This is a genomic window from Rhodoferax sp. GW821-FHT07F03 (assembly GCF_059418745.1).
The window spans coordinates 20,874-33,333 of sequence record NZ_JBWKQM010000021.1 but is presented as its reverse complement, the minus strand read 5'-3'; the positions used below and the strand labels follow the sequence as shown (position 1 = coordinate 33,333).

The following is a 12,460-nucleotide window of genomic DNA, read 5'->3' as shown; positions in this document are numbered from 1 at the left end:
CTGCCTACCTGGCCTCACCGCTTGCAACATCCTTCTGTGTTTGCAGCAACATCGATGTCTGATCCGCCGGCATGGGCACATCGAAATAAAAGCCCTGGAATTCGTCACAGGCGTTCAGGCGCAGGAAGTCGGCCTGCGCCTTCGTTTCCACGCCCTGGGCCACGACGGTCAGGCTCAGCGTGCGGCCCATCGCGATGATCGCCTCGGTCAGCGCCTTGTCCTCGTCGAGGCTGGCAACGTCGCGGATGAAGGAGCGATCGATCTTGATGGTGTCGAGCGGGAATTGCTGGAGCGTGGCGAGCGACGAGTAACCGACGCCGAAGTCGTCGATGGCGATCCGTATGCCCATGCCCTTGAGTCCGGCCAGGATGCCGAGGCTTCTTTCGACATCGCGCATCAGAAGGCTCTCGGCGATTTCCAGCTCCAGCAGGTGTGCGTCCATGCCGGTAGCCGCGAGCATCGCCGCCAGGTCGGGCAGCAGACCGTCGTCAAAGAACTGCCGTGCCGTCAGGTTAATGGCCATGCTCAGCTGCGGCAGGCCCTGCGTCTGCCAAGCCATGTTTTGCAGGCAGGCGGTTTTGAGCACCCATTTCCCGATAGGGACGATCAGACCAGTTTCTTCCGCGATCGGAATAAACTGCATCGGCGCGATGATGCCCAGGTCGGGATGCTGCCAGCGCAACAAAGCTTCCATGCCGGTGATGCGGCCGCTGCGGATGTCGCGCTTGGCCTGGTAATGCAGCTCGAACTCGCTACGTTCCAGGGCGTGTCGCAAGCTTGACTCCAACGTGAGCCGTTCGAGCGAGTTGACGTTCAGTGCCTCGGAATAAAACTGGAAATTGTTCTTGCCTTCTTCCTTGGCCTGGTACATCGCGATGTCGGCATTCTTCGTCAGGGTCTGCTCGTCCAGGCCGTCTTGCGGGTAGGTGCTGATGCCGATGCTGGCGGTGACGCGAAACTCCTGGCCGAGCAGCACGAACGGTCGCGCCACGGCGGAAAGAATCTTCTGCGCTACGGTGGCGACATACGCTTCCTCCGCCAATTCCGGCAGCAACATGACGAACTCGTCGCCGCCCAGCCGGGCGACCGTGTCGCTGTCGCGCAGACAAGCCTTGAGCCTGGCCGCAACCTCCTGCAGCAGCTGATCACCGGCCTCGTGCCCCAGGGTGTCGTTGATCTGTTTGAAGCGGTCCAGATCGAGAAACATCACCGCCAGCCGCTTGTTGTAGCGATGCGCCTGGTTGATGCTCTGACCCAATAGCTTGCTGAACAGGCTTCGATTCGGCAGCGCCGTGAGGCTGTCGTGGTACGCAAGGTGCTCGACGCGTGCGGCGTGGGCCAGCTGCTCTTCGACGACACGCAAGCGGCTGGCCGCCAATTGGCGGCCCATGCGGCTTAACACGGCGGCGATCAGAATCAGTATGAAGCTGGCGGCGGCAGCCCGCCATAGATAGGTGTGCAGGCTCTGGCGCGTGGCGATAAGCTGTTCGTCCGCCGATAGCCCGACGATCACGGCGAGCGGAAACTCGTAGAGCTGGCGCACGCTGGTGTAGCGCAGCACGCCATCCCAGGAGTTGGTGGACAGTTCCGCTTCGCGGCTTGCCTGATTCGCGGCCGGCAGCACAGCGGTGTAGCCGCGCGTGTCGCCGGCAGAGACTGCTTCTCCGGTACGCCGGGCACGAAACACGCCGTCGACTCCCAGAATGCCGAGCACGCCATGCTCGCCCAACTTGGACGTCTCGTAGCCGCTGACGAAGTAGGCAGCGTCCACGGCAATCGTCACGATGCCGGCGAACCGTCCGTCCGCTGTGTCAAGCCGGCGGCTGAAATGCAGTTTGCCTTCGCCGATGCTTGGGCCGTGCGGCGGCTGACCGATCGAGAGGGTATCGACCTGGCGCGGGATCTGAAAGTAGTCCTGATCGGCGATATTGACCGCAGTGGACGGCTTGGTGCTCGCCACAACATTGCCCGTGCTGTCCGCAATGCTGACGACAAACAACAGTGCGGGCGGCAACAGCGACTTGTCCTTCAGCTCTTGCAGCACGGCCTGTCTGCCCCTGAGTTCATACGCGTACTTGACGAACTTCAGCGTAAGGTCGATCTCGCGCAACGCGCGCACCACCTGCGCTTCGTAGGTTTCAGCCAGTTCGTCGCTCGATACGGCCGCGGCATGTTCGGCGGCCGCACGCTCGACCTTGACCAGATTCAGGGTCGTGCCCCAGACAACGCCCAGAACCAAAATCGTGATCGCCGGAAACAGCATGGCCGGCTCGGTAACCCGCGCCAGGTAACGCCGCAACCTGGCCGTAGCACCGGCGGCGCGGAGCCCGATAAGCGCCTGCGCAACGCTGCGTATCTTTAGTTTCATTGCAGTCTCCAAATACCTCCCAGACCTGTTGGGCCTCGGCCCCAGCGATGATGTCGCGTCAGGATAACCCGGCGGCGACCGAAAGGTCTATGCGGCATCCTTGAGGCGGAAGCGCGTGTATCCTCAGGCACAGTACAAAGCACCTGAAATTATTTACCCCATACCGATACCGGGGGGTATACCAGGGTTCTTGGGAAGACCATATGACGAATATTCGGTTGCGGCCGCTTGTGGCCGCGCTGTCGCTGGCGTTGGCCGGGGCGGCCCAGGCCGCCGAAGGCGACCCCTCGATCTGGTCGTTCAGCGGCTTCGGCACGCTCGCAGCCGTGCATTCAAGTGAGCGTGAGGCCGATTTCGTAGGCAGCAACCAGCAGCCCAGTGGCGCGGGCCGCACCCAGGCCACCAGCTTCGGCCCGGACAGCAGATTAGGCGGCCAGGTCACGGCCAGGCTCACGTCCGAATTGTCGTCCGTGGTGCAGGTCGTGGCCCAGCACCAGTACGACAACAGCTGGACACCGCAGGTCGAGTGGGCCAATGTCCAGTACCAGTTCTCGCCCGCGCTGCGTGTGCGTGTGGGCCGCATCGCGATGCCAAGCTTCATGGTGTCGGAAACACGCCTCGTGGGTTACGCAAACCCCTCGGTACGCCCGCCGGAGGAGGTCTACCTCATCAACACGCTCACCAGCAACGACGGCGTGGACGCAACCCATGTGTCGCACTTTGGCGACGCGGTGAACAGCCTGTCCGCGTTCTACGGCAGCAGCACGGCCAAGATACCCCTCGACGTCACTGCCAGGGCCAAATCGAGCTGGGGCATCAACAACACGCTCGAGATGGGCGCGACGAGCGTGCGTGTCAGCTATGTCTTGGTCAAGGCAGACATCGATTCGTCGTCGGTGCAACAGCTGCAGGATGGGCTGAACGGCTTCGGCGCCTCGGCCTCGGCCATTCCCGTCCCGAGCATCCAGGCAGCGGGTGCGCAGGCCTATGCATTGGCGCAGAAGTACCGCCTCAAGGACTTGTCCCGGCAGACCTTGGCCATTGGCGTTTCGCACGACACCGGTCACTGGTTTTTCGCGGGCGAGTACGTGCGCCTCATTGCCGGTGGCGCATTCGGCAACTCCAACTCCGGCTACGTCACCGCGGGCTATCGGGTCGGCGCGTGGACACCCTATGCCACGCTCGCGGCAACCCGAACGCCCCAGCTCAATGAATCCGGGATATCCACCGCAGGACTGCCGCCTCAGCTGGCTGCCGGCGCCACCGCACTCAACGGCGGCGTGATCGGCCTGGCGAACAGCATCCCGGCCCCGACACAAAAGAGCATCACTTTGGGCCTGCGTTGGGACTTCATGAAAAACGCTGCCGCCAAGCTGCAGTACGACCACATCGACCTTGGATCGAATTCATTTGGCCCACTGGTCAACAAATCATCCAGTTACCAGCCCGGCGGCAAGCTGAACCTCGTCAGTGTCGCTATCGACTTCGTGTTCTGACGCCACCGCCGAGAGAACACCATGAAACCATCATCCGTTGAACTTGCGCTGATCCTCGCATTGGCTAGCCTGTTTTGCAGCTCGACCCATGCCCAAGTGGCAGTCGTCATGGCGCCCAGCGCCAGCCCGCTCAGCAAGGAGCAGATCGCCAACATCTACCTGGGCCGTTCGGCCGAGCTGCATCCGCTCGATCTGCCCGAAGGCAATGCCACCCGTGATCACTTCTACAAGAAGGCAACCGAGCGCGACGCCGCACAGGTAAAGGCCGCGTGGTCGCGCATAGTCTTCAGTGGCAGGGGCATGCCACCCAAGGAAGTGTCCGACGCCGCCGCTGTCAAGAAAGCGGTCGCCGCCGACCCCAAGCTGGTGGGCTACATCGACAAAGCCGATGCCGACGCCAGCGTGAAAGTGGTCCTGACACTGGACTGATCCTGGAAACGGCAGCTGACCGCTTGGTCTCACCCGAAGCTCCGCACGTTTTTGAGTTTTGTCACCGTCAGGCCGTTCACACATTGGATGGTGCACGCTACACACCCAATTGCAGCCCAACCCAAAGGGCGGGATACGGCCCGCCTGTCAGCCCTGAGCACCCGCGCCGCCGAGGCGAATAACCGACTCAACCGCAGCTGACGCAGTGCGACCTGTACCTGAAAGCCATGGTGGCGCTGCACGAGGCGGACCTTGCACAAAAACTGGCTGCAACGCCCGCAAATTCTGCGCAGATAGCTCCGTTTTTCATAGCCTCTATACCGAATGACGCGCGCACGCTGCGTGCTCGGCCCAAGCGATCTGCACCAGCGCTTCTACGCGGTGCTGGCGCTGTGGCATGCGGTGTTTGGCTAAGCACCGTTTAAGACCTCTGAGCCCTGAATCCGGCGGCCCCTCCCGCCAGATTTTTGTCCGCATTGCTATGCCCCCGATACAGCGCTAAGCTGTGCCGCTATGCATACCTTCGCGTTTGCGCCATGGGCCCATTGAGACAAGGTCCGCTTGCTCGGCTGGCCCAGAGCGGGCTTGGTATTGGCCCGCGCATCGTCGCCCTGTTTGTGCTGGTATTCGGGCTGATGGGCGGGCTGGGCCTGATGCTGATGCAAAGCAAGCTGCTGCCCGCCTTCGACGCCATCGAAAAACACTTTGCCCAAGACAGCGTCAAGCGCGTGGCCAGCGGCTTTGACGAGCAGCTCGCAGCCCTCAGCATCCTCAACCACGACTGGGCTTTCTGGGACGAGCTGTACAGCCACATGCAGCAGCGCAGCAAAGCCTTTGAAGACAGCAACCTCAGTGATGCCGCCATGCTGACCTCGCATCTGAACGCCGTGCTGCTGGTAGACCAGCAGGGCCAGCTGGTTGGTATGGGCAGGCGCCCCCAGAGTGACGGCAGCCTGGTGCATGCAGAGCAGGCGTTGGCCCCCCTGCAGCGCCGCTGGGCCGCCCATCCCTGGCAGTCCAGGCCCACCGAATGCGGGCTGACGCAGGCCAGCAAGATCCTGTCCGCCGTGTGCTGGACGCCCATCGTGCACAGCGACGGCCAGGGCGCTGCCGCCGGCCTGGTGGTGATGGTGCAGGAGCTGGACGACGGCGCCATGGCCGTCATCGCGCAAAACGCCGGCGCCGCCTTTTCCATAGAACCGCACGCCGAGGAACCCAACAGCCCCAGCGCGGTCGAGCTGGCCTGGGAGCTGCCCAAGTTCAAATACTTCAGCAACCGCCAGGTGCACGCCACCTACGAGCCCCAGAACATCACCTTGCACTACCTGCTGCGTGACCTGGAAGACAAGCCCCTTTCCACCGTGCACATGAACCTGCCGCGCAACCTGGCCCTGCAGGCCCAGCGCATCCTGCAAGAGGTGGCCTGGCAGCTCGCCGCGCTGGCCCTGGTCACCGGCCTGGTGTTGCTGCTGGCCATACACCACTGGCTGGTGCGCCCCATCCGCCAGCTACAGGCCGATCTGGCCATGATGACCTCCTCACGGCGCTGGGACCGCATACTCACTGCCAAGCGGCCCGATGAAATCGGCGCCCTGACCCAAGGGGTGAACGCCCTGCTACAGGTGCTGCACAGCCAGGTGGATGCGCTGGAGACACTGTCCAGTACCGATGCGCTCACCGGCATCGCCAACCGCCGCCAGTTCGACGAGCGCCTGGCCTACGAGATCGTGCGCCTGGCGCGCCGGCCCGCCCCCTTGTCCTTGCTGGTGCTGGACGTGGACCACTTCAAACGCTACAACGACCTGTATGGCCACCCCATGGGCGATGTGGCCCTGCAAAAAGTCGGCACGCTGCTGAAAGACCTCTGCCGCCAGCAAGACCTGCCGGCCCGCATAGGCGGCGAAGAGTTCGCCCTGCTGCTGCCCGAAACCGATGCGGCGGGCGCCATCGCCATGGCAGACAAATGCATGCTGGCCCTGGCGGCAATGGCCCTGCCGCACGACAGCTCGCCCACCGACCGCTACCTGACATTCAGCATCGGCATCGCCACCTGCGAAACCGGCCAGCGCGGCGACGCCAACGTGTTGCGGATACAGGCCGACGAAGCGCTCTACGCCGCCAAGAACCTGGGCCGCAACCGCATCTGCCACCGCGACCAGGTGGGCCCGCCGGTCGCCTGAGAAGCTGTGGTTTTGACATAAATCGACACAATCCGATACGCGGCTGCGAAAACACCAAGCGCCGTCTCTGGCACCATGGCGGCGCGGCGTCCACCCCTTGGCGGACATATGCCAGCCAGGCTTTCTACAAGCCAGGTCCCCCCCATTACTATAGGCCCCCCATCCCCCAGGAGCTTTCTGCATGCATGTGCCCCGATGGACTCTTTTGTGCAGCCTGCCGCTGTGGCTCGCAGCCTGCGCCAGCACGCCGCCGCCGGCCCCCAGCGTGGCGGCCGTAGCGCCCGCGCAGTGGCAGGCGGCACTGCCTTCCACCATGCCCCACCACGGTGACCTGGGCGACCTGGCCAGCTGGTGGCAGCGGCTGGACGACCCACTGTTGGTGCAGTTGATTGAAGCCGCGCAAAACGCCAGCCCCACCGTGGCCTCGGCCGCCTCGCGCATCACCCAGGCCCGCGCCACCGCCGTCAGTGCGGGCGCGGCACTCGGACCCACGCTGGACGCATCGGCCAGCGCCAGCCGGGGTATTTCACAACCCGCCACGCCCGTCGCCACCACGCTGCAAGGCGGCTTGCAGGCCGCCTGGGAGATCGACCTGTTCGGCACCCAGCGCGCCGCGCTGAACGCCGCCCAGGCACGCCAGCAAGGCGCCCAGGCGCTATGGCATGACGCCCGTGTCGCCGTGGCCGCCGAGGTGGCCAACCAGTACGTCAATGTGCGCGCCTGCGCCCTGCTGCGCGGTCTGGCCGGCCAAGACGCCCGCTCGCGCCAAGAGACGGCCCGCCTCTCCAACCTGAGCACCCGCGCCGGCTTCACCGCCCCGGCGGTGGACGCGCTGGCCCGCGCCAGTGCCGCCGAGGCGAATAACCGCCTCAACCAGCAGCTCACGCAGTGCGATCTGTACCTGAAAGCCATGGTGGCGCTAACCGCGCTGCCGGAGGCGGACTTGGCACAAAAACTGGCTGCAGCGCCCGCACCTTCTGCGCAGATAGCTCTGTTTTCCATAGCATCCATTCCGGCCCAGGCCCTGGCCCAGCGGCCCGATGTATTCAGCGCCGAGCGCGACGTGGCCGCCGCCAGCTTCGACGTGGGCAACGCCCAGGGCCAGCGCTACCCACGCCTGGCTTTAAGCGGCAATATCGGCGCCCTGAGCTACCGCACCGGGGGCGGCAATGTGGACATGAACACCTGGTCCATCGGGCCCTTGAGCCTGTCGCTGCCGCTGTTGGACGGCGGCGTGCGCAGCGCCAACATCGACGCCGCCCAGGCCCGCTACACCGAGGCCGTGGCCCTGTACCGGGCCAAGGTGCGCCAGGCCGTGCGCGAGGTGGAGGAGGCCCTGGTCAACCTGCGCAGCAGCGACGAGCGCATGGCCGACACCCAGACCGCCGCCGCCGGCTACCAGGCCTCGTACGAGGCCACCCAAGCCCGCTACAAAGCCGGCGTAGCCAGCCTGCCCGAACTCGAAGACGCGCGCCGCAACGCCCTGGCCGCCGACACCAACGTCATCGCCCTGCAGCGCGAGCGCCTGCTGGCCTGGGTCTCCCTGTACCGCGCCGTCGGCGGCGGTTGGCCCGGCCCCGATGCCAACACCACCGCCAGCAACGCAAACACTGCGCAATAGCCCTGACACACCCTGGACACACCGCATGACTTTCAAACCCAACGCTATCGTTTTCGCAGCTGCTTGCGCACTGTCTATCTGCGCTGCAGGCCTTTTTTCTATCAATTCCCAAGCGGCGGATGACAAGCCCCAGGCCCAGCCCAAGCCGGCGCTCAGCGTCACCACCGTGCAGCCGCAAGCGCTGGCCTGGCCGCTGCAGCTCAGCGCCAACGGCAACGTCGCCGCCTGGCAGGAGGCCAGCATCGGCAGCGAGGCCGCCGGCCTGCGCCTGCAGGAGGTGCGCGCCAATGTGGGCGACGTGGTGCGTGCCGGCCAGGTGCTGGCCACCTTCGCCGCCGAGAGCGTGCAGGCCGACCTGGCCCAGGCCAAGGCCAATCTGCTGGAGGCCCAGGCCAATGCGCTGGACGCCGCCGGCAACGCCGCCCGCGCCCGCACCCTGCAAAGCACCGGTGCCCTGAGCGAGCAGCAGATCAACCAGTACCTGACCACCGAGCAGGTCGCCAAGGCCCGCGTCGAAGCCGCCAAGGCCACGGTAGTGGTGCAGCAGCAGCGCATGAAAAACACCACGGTGCTGGCCCCCGACAGCGGCGTCATCAGCGCCCGCAGCGCCACCGTAGGCGCCGTGCTGGGCAGCGGCACCGAGCTGTTCCGCATGGTGCGCCAGGGCCGGCTGGAATGGCGCGCCGAAGTCACGTCCAGCGAACTGGAACGCATACGCGCGGGCACCAACGTGCAGGTCAGCACGGCCAACGGCACGCCGGTCAAAGGCAAGGTGCGCGTGGTCGCCCCCACGGTGGATACGCAAACCCGCGCCGGCCTGGTCTATGTGGACCTGCCCGCAGGCAATGCCCTGAAAGCCGGCATGTTCGCCAAGGGCGCGTTCGAGCTGGGCCAGACGAATGCGCTGACCGTGCCGCAAACCACCGTGGTGGTGCGCGATGCCTTCAGCTACGTCTACCGGCTGAACGCCGACAAGCGCGTCACGCAAATCAAGGTGCAAACCGGCCGGCAAATCGGCGACCGGGTCGAGCTGCTGAGCCCGCTGCCGCCCGACGTACAACTGGTGGCCAGCGGCGCCGGTTTCCTGAACGATGGCGACCTGGTGCGCGTGCTGGAGACTTCCAAGCCCAATACGACCGCAGCGCAGGCAGCTCCTGCGGTAGCAGCTAGCAAATAAGGAGCATTTATGAATGTCTCCGCCTGGTCCATCAAGAACCCCATTCCGGCGGTCATGCTCTTCGTGATGCTGACCTTTGCCGGCCTGCTGTCCTTCAACGCGATGAAGGTGCAGAACTTTCCCGACATCGATCTGCCCACGGTCACCGTCACTGCCTCGCTGCCCGGCGCAGCGCCAGCGCAGCTGGAAACCGAGGTGGCCCGCAAGATCGAGAACTCCATCGCCACCGTGCAGGGCCTGAAGCACATCTACACCTCGGTGAAGGATGGCGGCGTGGTCGTCACGGCCGAGTTCCGGCTGGAGAAGCCGGTGCAAGAAGCGGTGGACGATGTGCGCTCCGCCGTAGCCACGGTGCGCAGCGACCTGCCCGCCGATGTGCGCGACCCCATCGTCGCCAAGATGGACATGGCGGCCCAGCCGGTGCTGGCCTTCACCATCACCAGCCCCAAGATGGATGACGAGGCCTTGTCCTGGTTTGTCGACAACGACGTCACGCGCAAGCTGTTGGCCGTGCGCGGTGTCGGCGCGGTGAGCCGCGTGGGCGGCGTGACGCGCGAGGTGCGTGTGTCGCTGGACCCGCTCAAATTGCAGGCCCTGGGCGCCACCGCCGCCGACATCTCGCGCCAGCTGCGCCTGGTGCAGCTGGACAGCGCCGGCGGCCGTGCCGACCTGGGCAGTGGCGAGCAGCCCGTGCGCACCCTGGCCACGGTACAAACCGCCCAAGAGCTGGGCCAGCTGCAGCTGGCGCTGAGCGACGGCCGACGCATCCGCCTGGACCAGGTGGCCACGGTGAGCGACACCACCGCCGAGCAGCGCTCGTCGGCACTGCTGAATGGCAAGCCAGTGGTCGGTTTTGAAGTCTCGCGGAGTCGCGGCGAAAGCGAGGTGTCGGTGGGCGCGGCGGTGCTGAAAGCATTGGACGAACTCAAGGCCCAGCACCCCGACATCACGCTGACCGAGTCCTTCAACTTCGTGGCGCCGGTGCAAGAGGAATACACCGGCTCCATGCATCTGCTGTACGAGGGCGCCATCCTCGCCGTGGTGGTGGTGTGGCTGTTTCTGCGCGACTGGCGCGCCACTTTTGTGTCGGCCGTGGCGCTGCCGCTGTCGGTCATTCCGGCCTTCATCGGCATGGCCTGGCTGGGCTTCTCGGTCAACGTGATCACGCTGCTGGCGCTGTCGCTGGTGGTGGGCATTCTGGTGGACGACGCCATCGTCGAGGTGGAGAACATCGTGCGCCATCTGCGCATGGGCAAGACGCCCTACCAGGCGGCCATGGAGGCGGCGGACGAGATCGGCCTGGCCGTCATCGCCACCACCTTCACCCTGGTGGCGGTGTTCCTGCCCACGGCCTTCATGAGCGGCATTGCCGGCAAGTTCTTCAAGCAGTTTGGCTGGACCGCGGCGCTGGCCGTGGTGGCCTCACTGGTGGTGGCGCGGGTGCTGACGCCAATGATGTCGGCCTACATCCTCAAGCCCATCGTCACCGCCGAGAAGGAGCCCGGCTGGCTGCGCGTCTACATGCGCTGGGCCGCTTGGTGCCTGAAGCACCGGGTGCTGACCATGGTCGGCGCCACGCTGTTTTTCATCGGCTCGGTGATGCTGATCCCGCTGCTGCCCACCGGCTTCATCCCGCCGGACGACAACTCGCAAACCCAGGTCACGCTGGAGCTGCCACCCGGCTCCACCCTGGCGCAAACCAGCGCGGTCGCCGAGCAGGCGCGCCTGCTGATGGCCCAGCTGGAGGATGTGAAAAGCATCTACACCACCGTGGGTGGCGGCAGTGTGGGCGGCGACCCGTTTGCGCCCGCCGGCACCGCCGAAACCCGCAAGGCCACGCTGACCATCACCCTGACCGACCGCGGCGCACGGCCGCGCAAACAGGTGATTGAAAACCGCATGCGCGCCACGCTGGAGGCCCTGCCCGGCGTGCGCAGCAAGGTGGGCCTGGGCGGCTCGGGCGAGAAGTATGTGCTGGTGCTCAGCGGCGAAGACCCGGTGGCCCTGCAGGAGGCCGCCATGGCCGTGGGCAAGGATTTGCGCACCATCCCCGGCTTGGGCAGTGTGGCCTCCACCGCCAGCCTGATACGCCCGGAAATCGCCGTGCGCCCCGACTTCGCGCGCGCCGCCGACCTGGGCGTGACCAGCAACGCCATCGGCGAAACCCTGCGCATCGCCACCGTGGGCGACTACGACACGTCGCTACCCAAGCTGAACCTGTCGCAACGCCAGGTGCCCATCCTGGTGAAGCTGGACGACGCAGCGCGCAAAGACCTGGCCGTGCTGGAACGCCTGGCCGTGCCGGGTAGCAAGGGCCCGGTGATGCTGGGCCAGGTGGCTACGCTGCAAACCACCGGCGGCCCGGCCGTCATCAGCCGCTACGACCGCACGCGCAACGTCAATTTTGAAATCGAACTGTCCGGCCTGCCGCTGGGCGACGTGACCGCCGCCGTGCAAAAGCTGCCCTCCATCCAGCAGCTACCGCCCAGCGTGAAAGTGGTGGAGGTGGGCGACGCGGAAGTGATGGGCGAGCTGTTCGCCAGCTTCGGCCTGGCCATGCTGACCGGCGTGCTGTGCATCTACATCGTGCTGGTGCTGCTGTTCAAAGACTTCCTGCACCCGGTCACCATCCTGTGCGCGCTGCCGCTGTCGCTGGGCGGCGCCTTCGTGGGCCTGCTGATCGCGCAAAAGAGCTTCTCCATGCCCTCGCTGATCGGCCTGGTGATGCTGATGGGCATCGCCACCAAGAACTCCATCCTGCTGGTCGAATACGCCATCGTGGCGCGAAGAGACCACGGCATGACCCGAGTGGAGGCCCTGCTGGACGCCTGCCACAAACGCGCCCGCCCCATCATCATGACCACGCTGGCCATGGGCGCCGGCATGCTGCCCATCGCCCTAGGCTGGGGCGCCGCCGACAGCAGCTTCCGCAGCCCCATGTCGGTGGCGGTGATAGGCGGCCTCATCACCTCCACGGTGCTGAGCCTGCTGGTGGTGCCTGCCGTGTTCACCTATATCGACGACCTAGAGCACTGGTTCAAGCGCATGGGCGCGAAGCTACGCGGCAAACCCGCCCCGGGGCCCGCCCAGCTGCCCCCGGCACCGCAGCCCAAGGCGCTATCGTAATAGGAGCTTCTGGCGCAGATACTACCTGCGCTGGCGGCCTTTTTTGTTTAAACCTGGGATACA

7 protein-coding genes are annotated in these 12,460 nt (G+C 65.4%); 6 read left to right on the top strand and 1 reads right to left on the bottom strand.

Annotated features, from left to right (window positions below; genetic code table 11):
• Positions 1-4: 4 nt before the first annotated feature.
• Entirely contained in the window at positions 5-2,368 is a 2,364-nt protein-coding gene (locus AC07R0_RS24710; protein ID WP_495106875.1) for a bifunctional diguanylate cyclase/phosphodiesterase, read from the bottom strand.
• Between the two features lie 203 nt (positions 2,369-2,571).
• Between AC07R0_RS24710 and AC07R0_RS24705 the strand changes: the two genes are divergently transcribed.
• The 6 genes from AC07R0_RS24705 to AC07R0_RS24680 all read left to right on the top strand — a co-directional run bounded on the left by AC07R0_RS24705 (position 2,572) and on the right by AC07R0_RS24680 (position 12,397).
• Positions 2,572-3,864: a hypothetical protein gene (locus AC07R0_RS24705; protein WP_495106874.1), complete on the top strand. Its 1,293-nt coding sequence runs from the start codon at positions 2,572-2,574 to the stop codon at positions 3,862-3,864.
• A 21-nt stretch (positions 3,865-3,885) separates the two neighbouring features.
• The gene (locus tag AC07R0_RS24700) at positions 3,886-4,293 is read left to right on the top strand and encodes a hypothetical protein (RefSeq protein WP_495075516.1); all 408 of its coding nucleotides are present in this window, start codon (positions 3,886-3,888) and stop codon (positions 4,291-4,293) included.
• Between the two features lie 536 nt (positions 4,294-4,829).
• Complete coding sequence (locus AC07R0_RS24695) at positions 4,830-6,473, top strand: sensor domain-containing diguanylate cyclase (protein ID WP_495106873.1); 1,644 nt, start codon at positions 4,830-4,832, stop codon at positions 6,471-6,473.
• Positions 6,474-6,654: 181 nt separating this feature from the next.
• On the top strand, positions 6,655-8,094 hold the full coding sequence (locus AC07R0_RS24690) for an efflux transporter outer membrane subunit (RefSeq protein ID WP_495106872.1): 1,440 nt from the start codon (positions 6,655-6,657) through the stop codon (positions 8,092-8,094).
• A gap of 25 nt (positions 8,095-8,119) precedes the next feature.
• The gene (locus AC07R0_RS24685; protein ID WP_495106871.1) at positions 8,120-9,271 is read left to right on the top strand and encodes an efflux RND transporter periplasmic adaptor subunit; all 1,152 of its coding nucleotides are present in this window, start codon (positions 8,120-8,122) and stop codon (positions 9,269-9,271) included.
• Between the two features lie 9 nt (positions 9,272-9,280).
• A complete protein-coding gene (locus tag AC07R0_RS24680; protein ID WP_495106870.1) occupies positions 9,281-12,397 on the top strand; it encodes an efflux RND transporter permease subunit in 3,117 nt (1,038 codons plus the stop codon).
• Positions 12,398-12,460: the final 63 nt, after the last annotated feature.